Origin of the sequence: Sphingobacterium sp. 1.A.4 (assembly GCF_002734245.1) — a bacterium.
GTDB classification, from domain to species: Bacteria; Bacteroidota; Bacteroidia; order Sphingobacteriales; family Sphingobacteriaceae; genus Sphingobacterium; species Sphingobacterium tenebrionis.
The window spans coordinates 76,747-96,069 of record NZ_PEAZ01000107.1; the positions used below are offsets into that span (position 1 = coordinate 76,747).

Annotated in this window: 17 protein-coding genes; 8 read left to right on the top strand and 9 right to left on the bottom strand. The window is 40.5% G+C overall.

Going from position 1 to position 19,323, the window contains the following annotated elements:
- Window positions 1-9 precede the first annotated feature (9 nt).
- Together CRJ00_RS17025 and CRJ00_RS17030 are read right to left on the bottom strand one after the other, a co-directional pair.
- Window positions 10-801: a phosphatase PAP2 family protein gene (locus CRJ00_RS17025; RefSeq protein WP_099367940.1), complete on the bottom strand. Its 792-nt coding sequence runs from the start codon at window positions 799-801 to the stop codon at window positions 10-12.
- A gap of 295 nt (window positions 802-1,096) precedes the next feature.
- Window positions 1,097-2,269 (bottom strand): metallophosphoesterase, encoded by a 1,173-nt coding sequence (locus tag CRJ00_RS17030; protein ID WP_099367941.1) that lies wholly within the window; start codon window positions 2,267-2,269, stop codon window positions 1,097-1,099.
- 174 nt (window positions 2,270-2,443) lie between these two features.
- On the opposite strand from CRJ00_RS17030, the gene CRJ00_RS17035 reads away from it, so the two are divergent.
- The 3 genes from CRJ00_RS17035 (at window position 2,444) to CRJ00_RS18680 (ending at window position 4,197) form a co-directional block, all read left to right on the top strand.
- Window positions 2,444-3,256 (top strand): hypothetical protein, encoded by an 813-nt coding sequence (locus CRJ00_RS17035; RefSeq protein WP_099367942.1) that lies wholly within the window; start codon window positions 2,444-2,446, stop codon window positions 3,254-3,256.
- Between the two features lie 54 nt (window positions 3,257-3,310).
- On the top strand, window positions 3,311-3,778 hold the full coding sequence (locus CRJ00_RS17040; protein WP_099367943.1) for a hypothetical protein: 468 nt from the start codon (window positions 3,311-3,313) through the stop codon (window positions 3,776-3,778).
- A 164-nt stretch (window positions 3,779-3,942) separates the two neighbouring features.
- Window positions 3,943-4,197: a RagB/SusD family nutrient uptake outer membrane protein gene (locus CRJ00_RS18680; RefSeq protein ID WP_257213834.1), complete on the top strand. Its 255-nt coding sequence runs from the start codon at window positions 3,943-3,945 to the stop codon at window positions 4,195-4,197.
- Between the two features lie 84 nt (window positions 4,198-4,281).
- Here CRJ00_RS18680 and CRJ00_RS17050 read toward each other — a convergent pair whose 3' ends face one another.
- From CRJ00_RS17050 to CRJ00_RS17080, 7 genes are all read right to left on the bottom strand, one after another.
- Entirely contained in the window at window positions 4,282-6,585 is a 2,304-nt protein-coding gene (locus CRJ00_RS17050) for a GH92 family glycosyl hydrolase (protein WP_099367945.1), read from the bottom strand.
- An 11-nt stretch (window positions 6,586-6,596) separates the two neighbouring features.
- Window positions 6,597-7,322, bottom strand: coding sequence for a basic secretory protein-like protein (locus CRJ00_RS17055; RefSeq protein WP_099367946.1), 726 nt, complete (start codon window positions 7,320-7,322; stop codon window positions 6,597-6,599).
- 158 nt (window positions 7,323-7,480) lie between these two features.
- Window positions 7,481-9,262, bottom strand: coding sequence for a DUF4091 domain-containing protein (locus CRJ00_RS17060; RefSeq protein ID WP_099367947.1), 1,782 nt, complete (start codon window positions 9,260-9,262; stop codon window positions 7,481-7,483).
- Between the two features lie 85 nt (window positions 9,263-9,347).
- A complete protein-coding gene (locus tag CRJ00_RS17065) occupies window positions 9,348-10,151 on the bottom strand; it encodes a sulfite exporter TauE/SafE family protein (RefSeq protein WP_218962242.1) in 804 nt (267 codons plus the stop codon).
- Between the two features lie 89 nt (window positions 10,152-10,240).
- Complete coding sequence (locus CRJ00_RS17070) at window positions 10,241-11,470, bottom strand: carboxypeptidase-like regulatory domain-containing protein (protein ID WP_099367948.1); 1,230 nt, start codon at window positions 11,468-11,470, stop codon at window positions 10,241-10,243.
- Window positions 11,471-11,559: 89 nt separating this feature from the next.
- Window positions 11,560-11,778, bottom strand: a complete 219-nt coding sequence (locus CRJ00_RS17075; protein ID WP_099367949.1) for a hypothetical protein — start codon at window positions 11,776-11,778, stop codon at window positions 11,560-11,562.
- 124 nt (window positions 11,779-11,902) lie between these two features.
- A complete protein-coding gene (locus tag CRJ00_RS17080; RefSeq protein WP_099367950.1) occupies window positions 11,903-13,222 on the bottom strand; it encodes an ammonium transporter in 1,320 nt (439 codons plus the stop codon).
- Between the two features lie 277 nt (window positions 13,223-13,499).
- Here CRJ00_RS17080 and CRJ00_RS17085 point away from each other — a divergent pair, with 277 nt between their 5' ends.
- The 5 genes from CRJ00_RS17085 (at window position 13,500) to CRJ00_RS17105 (ending at window position 19,308) form a co-directional block, all read left to right on the top strand.
- On the top strand, window positions 13,500-14,330 hold the full coding sequence (locus CRJ00_RS17085) for a helix-turn-helix domain-containing protein (RefSeq protein WP_099367951.1): 831 nt from the start codon (window positions 13,500-13,502) through the stop codon (window positions 14,328-14,330).
- 96 nt (window positions 14,331-14,426) lie between these two features.
- The gene (ygiD, locus tag CRJ00_RS17090) at window positions 14,427-15,311 is read left to right on the top strand and encodes a 4,5-DOPA dioxygenase extradiol (protein ID WP_099367966.1); all 885 of its coding nucleotides are present in this window, start codon (window positions 14,427-14,429) and stop codon (window positions 15,309-15,311) included.
- Between the two features lie 174 nt (window positions 15,312-15,485).
- Entirely contained in the window at window positions 15,486-15,923 is a 438-nt protein-coding gene (locus tag CRJ00_RS17095; RefSeq protein ID WP_099367952.1) for a nuclear transport factor 2 family protein, read from the top strand.
- A 135-nt stretch (window positions 15,924-16,058) separates the two neighbouring features.
- Window positions 16,059-17,018 (top strand): glycoside hydrolase family 43 protein, encoded by a 960-nt coding sequence (locus CRJ00_RS17100; protein WP_099367953.1) that lies wholly within the window; start codon window positions 16,059-16,061, stop codon window positions 17,016-17,018.
- A gap of 115 nt (window positions 17,019-17,133) precedes the next feature.
- Window positions 17,134-19,308, top strand: a complete 2,175-nt coding sequence (locus CRJ00_RS17105; RefSeq protein WP_180268521.1) for a S41 family peptidase — start codon at window positions 17,134-17,136, stop codon at window positions 19,306-19,308.
- The last annotated feature ends 15 nt before the right edge of the window (window positions 19,309-19,323 follow it).

Consider the following 19,323-nt stretch of genomic DNA (forward strand, 5'->3'; position numbering starts at 1 on the left):
CAAAAATTTTTAGAGGTTTACCAATAGGGAAATGCCCGAATGTTTTCCATCATAGGTTGGAACTAATAAGTAATTTCCTGGAATTATCCGTTTTTGCTTATCTAACATGGGTAGCATCCAATAGGCTATCTTCGTACTCATGATACCAATTCCCGCTCCCATGGCCACATCACTCAACCAGTGTTTATTATTGTACATTCTAAAAAATCCGGTTCCTGCAGCTACTGCATAACCTGCCACGCCATACCATAGCGAACGATCATGGTATTCCTGCCACAACAATTCTGCCCCTACAAATGCAGTTGCCGTATGGCCAGAGGGAAAAGAATTCTGTGCGGAACCATCGGGCCGCATGACCGGCATGGTCTGTTTCATTAAGTTAACCACGGAACCCATAATAATATGTGAAACAGACCCTGTGAACAATCGCTGTTTAAGATTATGTTTTGCCGGGATACCTGCATATTCTAAACCCAAAAAAGCGGCAGTCGCCATATATTGTGAATAGTCATCCACGGGAAACTTTTTAGGATGATTCCTTTGAAGTTCCAACTTTATATTCATCACTTGCGATCTAACAACGGGATTCTTAATGGACATCAGTCCATAGGTCATAAAAACGGTTGGAGCTACATATTCAATTCGGAATACCTTATGATGAAATCCATACCTTGGTTGGGAATAGTTTTCAGATAAAGAATCTATTTGAGCGACTGCAACAGGCAAATCGATACAACATAATCCTAAAGCTATAAAAGCTTGCTTAATGATAATAGAAGATTTCTTTAACAGCCTATTCATATTTATTAAACACGACTAATTAAACTATAAATCAAATATAATATCATTTAACATAAAACGTATGTCTTTACATGCTAAATATTTAAAAAAGTTGGTAGCTAAATGCGCTTTCTTGGTTCTTTGCCCCCACTGTGTAAGTACTATGCAAGTACTATGTAAGTGAGTTGTAAGTGCCTTTATACACTTACAACTCACTTACATGTCACTTACACCTCACTTCGACCAAGAACCTAATTGGACAAAAAAAAGGCCGTATCTTTTTTTTGATACAGCCTCCTGTTTGTTCTTTATACGATCAATTCAAGGGATTGATCTTTAATTCTTCGATAAATTTTCCGCTCTGATCGTAAACACGGAATCTACCCTCCTTCTCGTCCATTTGCGCCTTGATCACATGCACATTTGAATTGATCAAAATAGGAAAATTAGCGTATTGATCTGGTTTTTGAATCCGATGGGTATGCAAGTGGCCACTCAACATGATCTGAGCGCCCGCTTTATTTAATATAGGCAGGAATTTATCCCTTAAATCTTCCATGCCATGCCACCCTCCTGTTGCAGGCATGTGGCAAATGATTATTTTATACTTGGCATTTTTGAATGATGGATTTTCAACCGCCTTGGCCAACCACTTGGCTTGTTCCGTCCGATAAGCATCCATATCCACTATTCCGCTGTATTCGATATCACTATCCGGTTTGTCTTCCCCACAGTCCAATACGATAAAAGCTGCTGGCCCTTGGTTGAACTGATAATATAATTCGCCCGAATTCGTAGGGAAATATTTAGGATATGCTACGGCAAAAGGACCCCTTGTTTCATGGTTCCCACGGGAATAATACATGGGCTTTTCACTGGCAAATAACCGGATAGCGGTGTCCATAAATCCGCCAAACATCTGTTCTTCACTTAACATGTTATCTAACATATCTCCATTGAAAACCACAAAGTCCGTTTGCTTTAAATCGACCTGATTGATCAGGTTTTTCAACAGCTCATTTTTACCATGAATATCATTGATCACAGCAAAAGAAACTGAAGATTTAGGGCTTGGCGTAGAAAATGTCAAGGGCTTCTGCCGATAAACATTGGTAGCCACTACATCACCATATTGCACTTTGGTACCTTCGTGTTTCAAAACCTCCTGGTTATACACCCTATACCGATAGGTAGTACCTGGGGTCAGAGCTTTGAGATTTACTTGGTGAACCGACCCAACATGTTTGAAACCATATTTACCGGCAAAAAATTTCGGTCTCTCCTGCTGATAAAAATGCGAACCATCATTCGGAGCAAGCTCTACCCATCCGATGGCATCCTTATTACTGGTCCAGATAATGGATACCGTAGAATCCGTGAGTGCTTGGATGTACGGCATATGACTGATCTTTATCTTCTCTTGGGCGAAACTGGAATTCGCCAGTAGGATCAGAAAAACAAAACATAGGAAATGGAGATTAAACTTCATTTTTTTAGGGTTTAGGATAAATGTTTTTAAAACATAAGCAATTTAAGAAGACTAATAGGATTTTCATAGCCAAATTATATAATTCAACAAGGCAGAAAGAGGAGAAGGACAATATTTTTAAATGGCAAACGCTATCTTAGAAGTGGAAAAATAAAGTCTTTGAATCAAGAAATTATGAAAAACCCTATGATCCTCCTTATTTTTTTAAGCTTGTTTGGTTGTGATGCTGCTTCACAGGACGAAGTGAATACAAAGGCCATTTTGCAAAAACTTGGTGTCTTGGAACAATTCCAACAAGCGGTCAAGGACATCAATCCTACTGCACTTAAGGAAAAATACAAAAGCATAAACCAACAGGATTTACAGGCTTACGAGGAAAAATTCTTCAAACCCTCTATGGATAGTTTATTGATCAATAAATTTGAATCGATCTTTTCTGAAAAGGAAATCAGCAAAATGCAGCATCAGACTTCAGAGGAAATCATGTCCAAACATTCCAAAAAATATGAATTATTCGAGTATGAATTGGAAATCATGTATGATGAACGATATCTGGATGCCCAACGATTAATATCCGGAGTTAAGGAAATTGGAAAGCCTGATCAGGCAAATCCATTTGCCTTTTTCACCATAGAAAAACCAAATGGCGTTTATCATGTTGAAGTATATGATAGCCAGATGCCACAGAACAGCAAATTCAATCCTGAGCCTTTGCTACCGGCTCATCACCTATCGCAAGTCGAATTTGTTGAAGTGGCGCCCTATTCCTTTGGTATATCCTTTCAATTGGCCGATGGAGACATCAAAAAGATCGACCAGTTAAAATCGGAGGATCCCAAGACCGTTTTGGCATTGATCGTAGATCAGCATCTGGTGAGTATAAGACAAATCGAACTTATCCAGGCAGGAAAGGCCTACCATTGGTATTCTCCTTGGCCAGAAAAAAACATAAAAGAATTTGCATTTGCATTGAAGAACGATTTATAAATAAAAACTATAGATACAATAGAAATAAAATACGGAAAAGGGGGGCAGAACAAAATGGCAAATATGTTCCTACTGTTAGGGGTTCTCGGAATTGCCATGGTGATCTTCATCTGGTTCATTGAAACCAGGGTGTGGCTCGTTGGTCGTGTGGTATCTATATTTGTCAGTTTGTTGGGTATTGGGGGGTGGTTAAAATTAAAGTTGGCACCCAAGAATCCCGATGAAACAGCTATTCGCATTTCCACCGAAGGGATTGAGGCACAGACCACACCGATTGCAAAAGCAGCCGGATTTATCCATTCAGAAGATATTGCGGATATCTTCTTGAACAAAAATTATATGGAGATTTTAGTAAGTGATCCCGACAAATATGCCGCAAGAATGAAGAATTTCTTTGTCAGGGACACGTTTGTTAAAGCAAAAAATGGAATAATCCCTATTTCCATTGCAGAGGTCGATGTGACAGAAGAAGAAATGAGATCCTACATCATCAAAATTGTACCAAAATTTAAAAATAATTAAAAAACAAATTATATCCTCTAAATATTAATTTTTAAAAATTAACTATTTTTAATCCACAATCTCCTGTTATAAACACATTTTATTCTTTATATGAAATAATTATAACTCATTAATGCAATCGTTTCCGTTGATTTCGTTTGATTAAACAATTCTTATCGTCTACATTGGATGCAAATTATAGCACTAAAGCAAATTCTAAATTTTCATCCAAAAAAAATTATTGTAATCAAACACCAACAATGAACAATTTACGATTCAGAAAACCAATTAAACCAAATAGGCTAAATTGGAAAATTGTTCTGTTTTCCTCAAATGGAAGAACTTTCAACGAAAGAATGTACTTCTTCCCTATCCCTATCGAGGATTTGGTATTAAATAAAAACCTGGAACAGAATCCAGGTTGGGAAAAAGCTAAATAAAAATATTCGGGTAAAATATTTTTGTTAAGTAAATGGGAAGCCGTATCGTGGAAAACCGATACGGCTTCTTCTTTGGAATATTTTTTATTTTTTAGGTTTAGATCCCATCAAAAAGCTGAGCTCTCCTCCTTTTATGATATCCTCATGGTTGATCAAGAAATCCTTAATCTCTGTACCATTCCACAGGACTTTCTGCACATATACATTCTTCTCCGACTGGTTCTTGGCCAGGACTTTCAAAACTTTTCCATCGGATAATTTTACTTCGGCTGATTTCACCAATGGACTACCGATCCAGTAAGCTGTTGAACCTGGAGATACCGGATAAAAACCTAAGGAAGTAAACAGATACCAAGCACTCATCTGTCCACAATCGTCATTTCCACCCAATCCTGCAGCTCCATTATGGTACTGATTTCGAATAATCTGCCTTACACGTTCTTGCGTTTTCCAAGGGCTTTTGGTGATATTATAAAGGTAGGATACATGGTGCGAAGGTTCATTTCCATGCACGTAATTTCCGATGATGCCTTCTCGAGTAATATCCTCGGTATGCTCAAAGTACTTATCTGGAAGGTGCATAGTAAACAAGGAATCAAGATAGGTTTCAAAACGTTTCTGTCCGCCCATAACCTCCATCATTTCCTTTGGCTGATGGGGCACATACAGCGAATAATTCCATGTATTCCCCTCGATGAAGCCTTGACCATGGGTCTCCAGTACATCGAATTTCTCCCTGAAATTCCCCTTACTATCCTTTGGACGCATAAATCCAATCCGCTTATCGTATAGGTTCTTCCAATTTTCTGCTCGTTTAGAAAATTCGGCTTCAATATCCGCTTTTCCTAATTTCTTCGCCAACTGCGCGATACACCAATCATCATAGGCATATTCCAGGGTATTGGAAACCGATGTCCCATTTACATCATCCGGAACATAGCCCAGATCCATATATTCACCGATTCCTTCATACCTTCTGGCCTTCGCAGTCTGTACGCAAGCAGCCAAAGCAGCTTCTGCATCGCCTTGGTAAACACCTTTCATGATGGCATCCACGATCACAGAAACCGAATGATAGCCACTCATACACCAGTTATCATTGGCATAATGCGACCAGATCGGAAGCATCTTCAGCACCGATTGATCATAATGTGCCATCATCGATGAAACGATGTCTGCATTCCTTTTTGGATCCACTAAATTCAACCAAGGATGGAAAGCCCTAAAAGTATCCCAAAGCGAGAAAGAAGTGTAGTTTACAAATCCTTCTGCCTTATGGATTTCTTGATCCAACCCTTTGTACTCACCATTACTGTCCATATAAACCGTAGGCATCAGGTTAGCATGATAAACCGAGGTGTAGAAATTGATCAGATCTTCCTTATTCAACATATCCACCTTGAATTTCCCCAATTCCGCTTCCCAGGCCTGCTTTCCTTTCGTTACTACTTGGTCAAAGTTCCAGTTTGGGGTTTCCAATTCCATATTGGTCAATGCATTCTTCATGCTTACGGGGCTCAGAGCCACTTTCATCATGATCTGCTCGCCTGCTTCGGTATCAAAATCCAAATGCATTTTGATGTTATGGGCAGCTAGATCAGGGAAATTATCCTGTTGATTGAATTTACGCCAAAAGCCTTTGTACTGCACGTTGCTATCAAAATATTTGGCACCATAGTTCTTAAAAGCCTTCGAAGTTTTTATCGCGAAATAAACGGTCCTCGTTCTTGCCCATCCGTTGGTTTGGCGAAAACCGGTGATGGTTGAATCGTTCAATACCCGAACGACTGTCCACACGTTTTTCCCATCGTAATTGTAGATTCCGGATGTAAGATCCAATACCAGATGGGATTGCTTATTGGAAGGGAAAGTATAACGATGCATGCCTACCCTGGTACTCGTTGTCAACTCGGCCAAAATATTATGTTTATCCAAGCGTACTTTATAATAGTTGGTTTCCGCCACTTCATTGTCGTGGCTGTATGGCGAGCGGTATCCATCCTGAGGTCTATCGGCCGTACCAGGGTTCAGCAAAACCTTACCTTGGCTCGGCATCACCAGGATATCCCCCAGATCCGAATGTCCGGTGCCACTGAAATGGGTATGGCTAAAGCCAACGATTGTAGGGTCATCGTACTGATAACCTGCACAATAACGGTAGACATCTCCCGTATATTTGCCGTCGACGGAGTAAGGAATGGTATCGGTATCTGGGCTCAATTGAACCGCCCCAAAGGGCACCGTGGCGCCGGGGAAAGTATGCCCCATCTTTGCTGTCCCGATCAAAGGCTTCACATATTGACCTAAATTCGCTTCCTGGGCGGAAGAAAAAGCAGGTAGCATCAGCACGGCAAATAGAAATCTCGATATTCTTCTGTGTATGTTCATAATAAATTGCTTTAAATAGCAGGATTAGCAGCATATGCCTCCCATAATTGATCAATGGTCTTACCTGTCTGTTTTACCCAAAAATCTGGAGTATAACTTTTTGAGCGCATTGCCAAATCAAGGTTTTTCATGGTGTTCTTTTTTACTTTCGTTTCAATCCAATTAAAAAAACGTGCCGTGATTCGGTAGGAATCGGTGTATTTGTGCTTTGGGTTATATTCCGGCAACCGCCAATTCCCTTCCTCATTGGCAACACCATATTTAAAGCGCACGTAGTCGGCAATACCTTCGGTTATCCACCACGGCCCGGCATTATTTGGATAAGCCTGCACAATATGCATCACTTCATGGGTTACGACGTCGATATCCTTCGGATTCTTGGCAAACCAACCTGGACTATAGCGAACAATCCCTCCTGCCGTAGCCGCCACCCCTTTGTAGTCCGGATCAATAATAAAAGTAACTTCTTTGCGTGTATTCTTGTTAAATGTTTTGGCCAATTTCGGATAATTGGTAAAATAGGTGTCAATCAGTTGTTTTTTCAAGGCTGGATCAAAATTCTTTTCCTTATTGATCCAAATTAAGGTAAATCCCTTTTTCTTCAGGGTATCCACCTCAACTGCCACTGCACGATCTTCATCGGTACGATGCCAGTTCTGTGCTTTCAAAGGCAAACTGGATACTCCACAAAGTAATCCCAAGATCAAAATCTTGCTAAATGTTGTCGTTATTTTCATATTGTTTTTAGGTGTTGATTAGGGTTTATATCGTAAGAAAAGCTCGTTTTAAAGCTACTAAAACGTTAATTGTATTCTCAAATATATTAAAATTATCCTAAAAACAAAATAGGGAAAGACCCTTGGCCTTTCCCTATTTATTTACGGTCTATTGGTATTTAAAGCTTTCTCGACAGCTCGTTCAGCAATGATTTGGCTTTATTCAGGTCGGAATTCCATCCCTCAAATCGCTTTGGATTATTCAGTTTGGCGATAGCATTTGCCAAGGCTTCCATGGCTTCATGATCGCCCTTCTTTTGTAAGGCTTGTTGAAGCAGCAATACTTTTTCATAATCCTGGATCCCTTCCAGCATCCGCTCAAAACGGATCGAACTTCGGCCCTTCGGGTAGATGATATAGGTATCTCCAGCCGGCCAGGTCCGGAACCTGGAATCCTGCAAAGGGTTTTCGACCCAAGAATTATAGGCCCATCTTAAGAGGCCATCAAATCCAGAGGCCAATGCATACCAGCCCAAATAGGTGGATTCTGCCGGATCTGAAAAGGTAAATTGATTTGGAAAAGCATCCGAGCAACAGATGTAAAAAGTGGAATTCAATCCTCTGTTCCTACGATCGATCAGGTCCTCCAGGGAGGAGGGATGTCCTACTGCGATACTGATATCCTCGCTATCCGGATACCGTTGATAGGTTTTCTGGTTATCGGCATAGGAAATCCCCAATTCTGGAGCGACCCTTTTCATTAGGCTAAAGGCTGCATCCATTTGCGCACGCTCGCGTTCATCGATCGCAATATTGGTTCGCTCCAACCAGCCCTTACCTTGAAGATGTTTTACAAAATCTTTTAAGAAAGGTGTCCATAATTCTTCGAAAATAGGCGTTCCAGGCTTAGCAACTACATTGACTAGTTTACCGGAAGATTGATCCTGATAGTGAATCTCATTGTTCCAAGGAATAATGGAATAGCAATTGATCATCTTATTCACGCCCATATCCATCATAAACTGCACCCAACGATCAAAAATCTGATAATCATAGCTCCAAGAGCCATCCTTTTGTTTTGTCCACAGGATCATATCCTCATAAGGATCATAGGTCTGCACATTCCAAGGATCCTTATTCAGGGTTGCCGTAATCACCTTTTGTCCCGCTTCGGCCAAGGGCTTATAAATAGGTTTCATGGCTTCAAAATGTTCATCGCTCCACACCTTAAGCCCTTCTACCCTAGCCACTGCAGAAGGATGTTGCCATTGGTCTAGGTGGAAGGTCCAATCCGCCACCTTGGGCATCTGTACATTCAAGACCTCCAGGGATAAGCTTAATTGCTGGGTTTTCTGATTAGCTGAAGAAACGCTTACCCTTGCTTCATATTTCCCTGGCTTGGCGTTGGTCGGAATATTCACCGTAATCCAAACGGGCCTTACTGTTTTTGCATCCAGATCCATTTTGCTGAGGTTATCCAGCATATCAGGCGAAAGGGAGGAGGCGAAGTCTTCCGGTTTCCGATGGCCACATCCTGAAGCAAATTCATCCGTCATCACATAACGTATGAACCTTGCCGAAAACTGGTTGGAGGGTATCCTGGAATTGTTCTGGCCTTTAAAATCCGACACCTCTACTTTTAAATCCTTTTGGGAATGGGCAGACCAGATCAGAACCTGTGCCGACACACGCTCGCCTTTCCATCCGATAAGCGTTTGATCTTTATCTACGGAAATTTGAGGAGCTACCGATTTGGGATAACGCTTATCTATACTCACAAAAGAAGAATGCAATCCAGATTTGACGGCTGACCAATCGGAACGAACATCCGAAGTCGGATCAGGCAATTCCTGGAAAGTGGCAGGTACAACAGGTCGCTGCTGTGCTAAAGCAGGCTGTAACTGGCAGCTCAAAACAGCTATGGAAAACAGGGTAATCCATTTATTTCTAGCTTGAAACATAAGATTAGGTTTTAGATGTACATCAAGATACAGATTTCTTTTCTGAAACGCTACATGCAAACGATTGTCTATTTTTGATTGGATGCTAGGCCAACAGGGTTTCCCTGACCAAGATGTAAGCTCCGATCAACAGGATCATATAGCCGAAGCTGATCTTTAGGGATTTATTGGATACCTTATCGGCAAAGGCAAAGCCTATGAAAATTCCTAATACGGTTCCAGCGGTATAAAAGCCCAATAATTTCCAATCAAATTCCGCAAATTTCTCGATATCCCCTAAGACTCCGAAGAAGGAATTGATGGTGATGATGATCAAGGAAGTCGCTACAGCCTTCCGCATGGGTAAAAAGTAAAAATTCACCAAGGCAGGGATAATCAAGAATCCCCCTCCTGCTCCAACCAATCCGGTAATAAGCCCTACAAAAGCACCTTGTAAAATAATGATTTCCAAAGGAACCACATGAGCTACTTTAGGAGTCTCGATTCCTTTTTGGGCTGTCCGGATCATACTGATCGATGATGCCAGCATCACGAAGGAAAACACAATCATTAAAGCTACATTCTGTTGAATGGCATATGGACCAATATGTATAACCTCTGGAACCAAGGGAAGGATAAAGGATCGGGTAAGGAAGACAACGATAAGGGATGGCAGCCCAAAGCTGAACACCTTTTTGATATCGGCTTCTTTTTTAATAATCCCTCTTGTCCCGCCAATAAAAGAAGTGATGCCTATGGCAAATAAGGAATAGGTAGTCGCTAATACCGGGTCTACCCCCATGATGTATACCAGGATCGGTACGGTAAGAATGGTACCCCCACTTCCGATCATCCCGAGAGTGACCCCTACGATGATAGCCAATATACATCCTATAATTAACATCCCCATGGGCAGCCTGTTCTATGCGAATTATTTCGTGATTTTATCCAATAAAGCTAAGCATAAATCCATGGATTTCCATAGAAATTGGGCTTGGATTATTTATTACGGGATTTTTCGGGCTCTTCATAATCATAGGGTAATAAGAAGCCCAATTTGGCATATGCTACCCCGTACCCTATCATCACCAAATTGTTGGTTGGGAAATACCCTCCATAGACATCCAGCAATATCCCTTCTTTATTCGGAAGAAATACTTCAGTTACCTGCGAAGCGGCTTTCTTTAGCATAGGATTTTTGGATTTGGCAAAGCGTTCAGGATAGATGATATAGAGATAGTCAGGAAAATCTATCTGGACTAATCCCAAGGCGGTATCCCTTCCTGAAATGATCTGATGGGGCTTCATGATCCCCATCAGGTAGGTAATGGATTCGTGCTGTCGGGATTGCGCCCGTAAGGCTTCTACATGGCTGGGCAAAACTTCTTTTTGGGAAGCATAATAGAGGTTAAAGTTAAAATTGTATTTCTCAAAAACCTCCTTATTGATGGCTTTCAATTTTTCATCCGCCTGCTTTTTAACCTCATTTTCCTTATGTACCGATTTTCGAACCACATAACCTTCTTTCTCCCAATCGCCTTTTAAGGTTTCTCTTAGGAACTTTTTGAAAGAGAGATCATACACATCTCTTCGTGCTTGGATATATTTTTTCTTACCCTTCCCGATGTCCCGGAAAAAGGAATTTCCGGCGTAGGAAAAGAATTTGGTCGTAAAGTTGGAGCTGTACCTAACCAATTCGTAGACAATCTCATACCCAAGGCCTTCATTCCGGATGATTAAAGGAGCTGTACAGGAAGCGGTTAAGATTTTCTCTTTCTGATTGTACCTGAACCGGACCACTTCGGGATTTAGGATCTTGGTCTGATCGGCATAATATCCCAGTCCAACCAATGTTTCTGTAAAATAACGCCCCCACTTCGACCATCCATCTTTGACATAATTCGTGACCACCACTTCCTCAATCTGGGTCGCTCGCTCTTTCATGGAGATTTCCAATTTCCCTTCTTGAGGAACTTGCTCTTGAACCGTTGTGGCATGATAACCCATTGCCGATACGGCCAATTCATAAACAGAAGCCTGAGCGAGATGCAAACTGAAATTACCGGATTTATCGGTGCTCGTCCCAATGGAAGAGTTATTGATATAAACGGAAGCGCCGGCAATTGGCTTCTTGGTATCGCCATGGATAACCGTTCCTACCAAGCGGTGCTGCCCCATTGCTGCAGGTAATTGAAGAATAAGCAAGAGGAGCAGGAGAAAGCGGTTCATATCTACTAATTTTCCGTAAATATAAATAAAAAAGCCTGATGGGCATGACACCTTCAGGCTTGACTAACAAAAATATAAAAGAATGATTTTTACTGAGCAGAATCTATAATGGTGGAATCCATTTTGGAGGAATCCAATTCTATCAAATCCTTATCGGGTTCATTAAGATTATAGCGGGTTGGATCATTTCCTTCAACAGGTGTCAGATCCGTACCTTCACCATCTGTTTTCTGGTTGGAATTACAACTAGTAGCAAACAGTACAGCGGCTGAAAATAGCCCAATTAAGGTTGATTTTTTAAAATGCATATTTTTTTCCTATTGATCTTAATATTAGAACACTAAATAATCCATATGGTTTTGTTTAATTGAAAAAACCCTAACGATTTTGATCATTAGGGTCTAATTTAGGAAAATTGGATAGGAAAGAATCTTATAGTTTTTCGCCGTGTTGAGAAACGTCCAGGCCGACTTCTTCTTCGGCATCTGTTACCCTTAGTGGTGAAATCATATCTGTAATTTTTAATAACAAAAATGCCATAACGAGTGTAAAAACAGCCGCTCCAAGTAGGCCTATCACATGGGCGTTGAATAATTTCCACTCACCAAAGAAAAGGCCATCATCCGGTATGGCCGGATTGATGTGCTTACTGGCAAATACACCGGTCAATAGCATACCGACCATCCCTCCCACGCCATGGCTGGGAAAAACATCCAGGGTATCATCAATTCTGGATTTTGTCCGCCATTCGATCACAAACTTACTGACCGCCGCGGCTACCGAACCGATAACTAGGGAATGTCCGAAGGTAACAAATCCTGCTGCTGGCGTGATGGCGACCAAACCGACCACTGCACCAATGCATACCCCCATTGCTGAAGGTTTTATGCCTTTGGCTGCATCCAAAAATATATAGGTCAAAGCGGCTGCTCCCGAAGCGGTGGAAGTGGTTATCAATGCGGTAGCAGCTAGGGCATTCGCTCCAAAAGCAGATCCGGCATTGAAACCTATCCAACCAAACCAGAGCATGCCTGTTCCTAATAACACATAGGTAATTCGCGCAGGGTTATGTTGTTGATAGTCTTTGCCCCGCTTTAGATAAATTGCCGATGCCAAGGCGGTAAGTCCTGCAGACATGTGTACCACCGTTCCGCCCGCAAAATCAAGCACACCCATTTTGAAGAGAATCCCGGAAGGATGCCAGGTGGCATGTGCCAATGGTGCATAGATGAAAATGAAAAAGAGGCAAATGAAGAGCACATAGGAAGTGAACCTGATGCGTTCTGCAAAAGCTCCCGTGATCAAAGCGGGGGTTATAATCGCAAATTTCAATTGATAGATGGCGAATAAGGCAAAAGGTATGCTTGCGGCAGCCTCCCAAGGTTCATGTTCCAATACCTGATTGAACATGAAAAAACTAAATGGATTCCCGATGATCCCTCCGAGTGATTCTCCAAACACGAGACTAAATCCGAATACCACCCAAATTACCGCAACGACCGCCATACAGATAAAACTCTGCAGCATGGTAGAAATAACATTCTTTTTTTTGACCATTCCACCATAAAAGTAGGCTAAACCAGGTGTCATGATCAAAACTAATGCTGTAGAGGTAAGCATCCAAGCAATATCTGCATAATTATAGCTTGATGTATCATTTATTTTGGGTGTTTTGGTGAAAAACAAGGAGATTATAACCACCAAACCCATTAAAAGAGAAGGAATAATTGACTTTTTACCTGATAAAACCATAAAATTTAAATTAATTACATCAAAAATAGTTTTTAAATATTAAAAATGAAATAAAATTTGAATTTTATTGAGAATATTTTTGTTAAAAAAGGATTTTATTGACAAAAACTCATTAAATTTTATATTTCATGAATCCGAAAAAGCTTTGAACCATCATTTTTTGGTAAGTGATAAAAATACCCATTACAGAAATGGGCCTCTTCAAATAAAAAATATAGATTTTAAGCTTTGATTTATTAAAATTTTATGCAATTTTAAGATAGAAGGGATAAATCACATGGAAAATCTATTTAAAATCTACCAAGTTGACGAAAAAGAAGTGGAAAAAATTCATTCTTCCCTAAATGAAGCCCACCAGCACGATTTTGAAGAACTAATTATCGGTGTAAAAGGAAAGATTGAGCATTTTATTGATTTTAAGACCCATCAATATGAAGCTCCCTTCGTTTGTTTTGTTACCCGCGGAAAAATCCACCGTGTATCTCCTGAGCTCCTTGATGGCGAATGTTTTTACTGGGTTTTGCGTTTCAAGAGTGAATTTATACCCGAAACTACCTTTAACCTATACAGCAATTACCATGAGAATGCTAACCTCCAATTTAAGGAAGGCAGATGTTTTGATAGGTTGATCATAATCTGTAATCTGATCGCTGATGAAATGAGACAGGAAAAGCCATCGCTTTCCATCGTTAGAGAATTATTGAGCAGCTTATTTATCATGATTGAAGATGAACGGCAGAAACAGGAGCCGAACAGCTTGCAACTCTACAAAAACCAGGATACAACGTTTAAAAACTTCCTAAGCATTTTGGAGGAGAATTTCAGAAGACCAGAAGGAGTAGCGTATTATGCGGAGAAATTATTCATGAGCGCTCGAAACCTGAACACTATCACCCAAAATATCCTCCAACAATCGGTGTCCGAAATCATCGAAACCAGAAAGTTGATCGAGGCCAAAAACCTATTGCTCAGCACAGACAAAACCGTAGCAGAGATTGGCTTTGAGTTGGGATATACCGATAAAGCTTACTTCACGAGCGTATTCAAGAAGAAAGCCGGACAGACCCCATCGGAATTCCGAGAGGAAATGCGCCGACTGATTTCTTAATTATCATATCTTTTTTCCGAATATTCATACCACCCACCATCCAATTCTTGCGACCTTTGTATTATTAGAATAGAAAGGACAAAGAAAATGGATGATATGAACAGAAAACAATTCCTTGCCGCAGCTGCCGCCCTTCCCCTTACCGGATTGGCTGTTAAGTTAAATAGCTTAAATAAATTCGTTGATGAGCTGAATCATACGGCGAAGATGCCGGTGTTGTTCCTGGGCCACGGTAGCCCGATGAATGCCATCGAGGAAAACGAATTTGTGCAGGGATTTAGGAAGATAAGTCATGAAATCGAAAAACCAACCGCTATATTGGTTGTTTCTGCCCACTGGGAAACTAGAGGCACCTTTGTAACCGCTATGGAAAACCCAACCACCATCCATGATTTTGGTGGATTCCCTCAAGCGCTCTTCGATGTACAATATCCTGCGCCGGGATCTCCTGAACTTGCTCAGGCCGTCAAAGAGATCGTAGGCAGTAAAGAGGTTCATCTGGATGAGAAATGGGGCTTGGACCATGGTTCCTGGTCGGTCGTTAAACACCTCTACCCTAATGCGGATGTTCCGATTATTCAAATGAGCATCGATTATACCCAACCCGCATCGCATCATTATGCGCTGGCCAAAGAATTGGCGGCCTTAAGAAGGAAAGGGGTATTGATCATCGGTTCTGGAAATATCGTACATAACCTGGGCTTGGTTTCCTGGAAAAACCTGAACACGGTAGGCTATGCTTTTGATTGGGCACAGACAGCCAATGAAAAAATGAAGGAATATATCAATTCCGGAAACCATGCACCTTTAATAGATTTCCATAAACAGGGAAAAGAGTTCCAATTGGCCATTCCTACTCCTGAACATTATATACCAATGCTGTATGCTTTGGCTCTTCAGGAGAAAAATGAGGAGTTGACCATCTTTAATGATGCTGCAGTTGCTGGTGCTTTGACGATGACCTCCTTTAAAATTGGGTAGAAAGGCATTCTTTCATCGATTCTTCTTAAATGCAAAATAATTTCGCCGAAATTTTTCGGGGATTCACCGAAAATTAATGTGATTACGCCTAAACGCTATGTTTGGGCGTTGCTTTTCCATATACCTTTGAATCAAATAATTAGAACAATTAACCACAAAAAAAAATAAAAAGATATGAAAAAGCTAATCACTTTAATCGTAACCACCGTAATGACTTTTTTATCAAGTACATTATTTGCAAATGAAATGGAAGGACCAGTTAAATTTGCCAAAGTAGAAACCATTGTAGACCACTATATCGATGCTACCCTAAGAGGAAATATCGAATTGGTAGACCACATGTTCACCAACGATTTCTATTACTCTACGCCAAACAGCCGCAGCTCGGAGAACATCAAGAAAAAAGCTATGATAAAGTATTTGAAATCCTTGAAAAATGTAAAAATGGAATGTGAATCCGATTACAAATTCATTGAGAAGAATGAAGATTGTAGCATCGTGCAGATCACCACGACCTTTGAAAACTTTACCAGAAACGATTACGTTACGTTATGTAATTCGAAAGATGGATGGAAAATCAGCAATGTCGTAGTGACTTACCCTATCAAATAATAATTCTTTAAATCCAAATTGTAATTTCTTTATACAAATTGTAATTTCTTTATATATAATCCAAAATCAGTTGTTTTGAGCTAACCTAAGGTTAGCTCTTTTTTGTATATTTAAACCAACTAAAACCTTTAATCAATGAAATCTACCTATTTCAAATCGTTACTTTTTGCCTGTTTATTTTCTTCAACGGCGCTCGCTCAACAGAACCCTGTTATTCCTGGATGGTATGCCGATCCGGAAGGGATGATCCTCAACAAAGAATATTGGATTTTCCCTACTTACTCTGCTCCCTACGAAAAACAGATTTTTTTCGACGCCTTCTCCTCCAAGGATCTGGTGAACTGGAAGAAACATGAAAAGGTGTTGACAAACAGTAATGTAAGTTGGGCGCATAAAGCCATGTGGGCGCCAAGTGTGGTCCATCATAAGGGTAAATATTATTTTTTCTTTGGGGCCAATGATGTTCATCAAGGGGAAGTAGGTGGAATTGGCGTAGCAGTTGCCGATAAACCCGAGGGACCTTACAAAGACTTGATCGGTAAACCGCTTATTAGCGACATCGTAAATGGCGCCCAACCGATAGATCAGTTTGTTTTTAAGGATAAGGATGGACAACATTACATGTACTATGGCGGATGGAGACATTGCAATGTGGTGAAATTGAGTGATGATTTCAAAAGCATTGTTCCCTTCCCAGATGGAACCATCTATAAGGAAATTACCCCGGAAAACTATGTGGAGGGACCATTTATGTTCATCAAAAATGGTAAATATTATTTTATGTGGTCAGAAGGTGGCTGGGGATTGCCAAATTACAAGGTTGCTTACGCGATTTCAGACTCGCCATTTGGCCCTTTTAAACGCATAGGAACCATATTGGAATCTGATCCAGAGGTTGCTACCAGTGCCGGACATCATTCGGTGATTAAGATCCCGAAAAAGGATAAATACTATATCGTCTACCATCGTCGTCCATTGGGCAAAAAAGCGGCGAATGAACGAGAAACCTGTATTGATGAAATGAAATTTGATAAGGATGGATTGATCATTCCGGTAAAAATGACGTTTACAGGGGTAAAACATAAATTGAAATAAGCCAGCCCTAGAAAAGGATTATTCGTTAAAAAAACATAAATAAATCGGTTGTATTTTGATGTCTATCAAGAAATTAAGACTTTCGAAGGTAGATACTTTATACAACCGATTTATTATGATGAACAGATTCTTAGCCTTTATAGCATTTACCTGCCTTACTTCTTTACAACTACCTGCACAGGCACAGCAGCACCAAGAGGAGATTGATCGATTAACTGCCTTTGCCAAAGTTGCAGGGGCCATTCGACATTTTTCACCGACCGATATGGTGGATAGCATTTTAATCTCACCTGGATGGGATGCCGTGATGGTCGAGGGCGTTCGGTTAAGCCGTGCTGCTCCATCAGAAAAAGCCTTAGCAGATTCTCTTCTTAAATTTTTTCTTCCACTTGAACCCTCCTTGAAAATGACCTATGGGAATACGATTCTTGCTTTACCTCCAGCAAGAGAAATTAAAAATAGGGTTGTTAGTAAGCAGCAAAGGGGGATGGACCTCTATAGTAATATCAACGGTGCTTTCAAAAGTATTAGGTTGAACAGAAGGTCCTTGTTATCCGATTTCTGGCTAAACTATTTTAATTTTGTAAACATTCGAATTCCGGATGGCCTTCAAGGCAAGCCTTTCCAACTCAAATTCTCTTATGCTACCGATAAAGATAGGTTGATCCAAACCTTCCAAAAAATGGATTTGAGAGCCAGCCATCATCTAAAGGAAGAAAATGGGGTCTTTTACCTAAGCGACACCCTCCCGCAAGGGGCAACTCATTTGCAGATTGAAATGGGGATTATGGATGATATCGGAAAATTAAACCTCTCATCAGACAGCATAAGCATTGAAGGCAAGAGCTTTAGTATAAAAGAGTTGACCGATACGATGAATATGGCTAAACCACAATTCACCATGCGGATCATTGAAAACGACCAAAAAATATTCGAAGAAGAGAATCAGATTGGAGATTCTGTATCCCTTCAACTATCAGATCGATTGAAGATCAGTTTTCCATTGGCCGTTTATGCCGATGAAAAACACACCTACCCAAGACCTGTTTCCAATTTTTGGAATGGACCATATGTAAAGAAATTACCTTACCCTTTATTCAGTCCCGAGAACCAAAAAGACATGAATGTAAGGTTAGCTAATGTAATCAGTATTTGGAATATTTTTCAAACCGCCTATGTTTACAATACGTTATCTGAAAAAGAAGCCGAAGAACTCTTAAGAAACACCCTTGCGGAGGTACTAGCCTCTAAAGATCTATTGGAATATGATCTTAGCCTTCGAAAAATACTACATACCTACCAGGATGCGCATATCTTATTCACCAATCTCATCACGGAAGATCTGTATACCCATACTGTACCCATTACCATCATCCATGTCGATGGAAATTATTATATTCAGAATATCCATAACGACAACCTAAAAGATAAGATCCAAATTGGCGACCAACTGCTGAGCATCGATGGAAAAACCATCCCAGAACTATGGAAAACCCAAAAGTATTTTGGATCAGGCTCAGAAGCTAATCTCATCGTTAGAGCGGGAGAATTCCATTTATTGTACGGCCCAAAAAACTCGCTGGCTAAGTTGGTCTTTATGGATCCCATATCCAAGAAAAAGAAAAAAATCGAAAGCATAAGGGATCACCAACAGCAAGATAGATTTCTGTACACCTCCTTCCTGGAAAGCACAGACAATAAATTGTTAAATGATAGCACCTACTATTTCAACTTTTCCAAGAATCCAGTGAATGATACGCTATTGAGGTATATTGATGATCCCCAGATGCATATTATATTCGATCTTCGAGGGTATTCAAACATCGATGTGGAGGAAAAAAATCTATTGGGAAGACTAGTGAAAGACACCCTCGTTTCTGACCATTTCTTAAGCTACCACATTCTTTCTCCAACGAATAAAAAGTTTGTGGTCAGAAAAGATTACCTCTTTCCTGAAGAAAACCACCCGCAAGCAAAATTCTATTTTCTTGCCGCCCAAGCTACCCAAAGTTCTCCAGAAAGCATTCTGGATTGGGTAAAGTTTGGAAAGATTGGCCCCATCATCGGAAAACCCACAGCTGGTGCCAATGGCAATATCAACATACTACATCTTCCAGGCGGAATACAGGTTTCCTTTTCAGGTATAAAGGTTGTCAATTCTGATGGAACTAAGCACCACCTGTTAGGTGTCCAGCCTGATGTGGAAGTAGGTTATTCTTGGGAAGATGTTAAAAATCGTAATGATCCCTTTATTGAAAAAGCCTTGGAAATGATTTCCAAAGGAAGATAATATCCGTTAAATTGC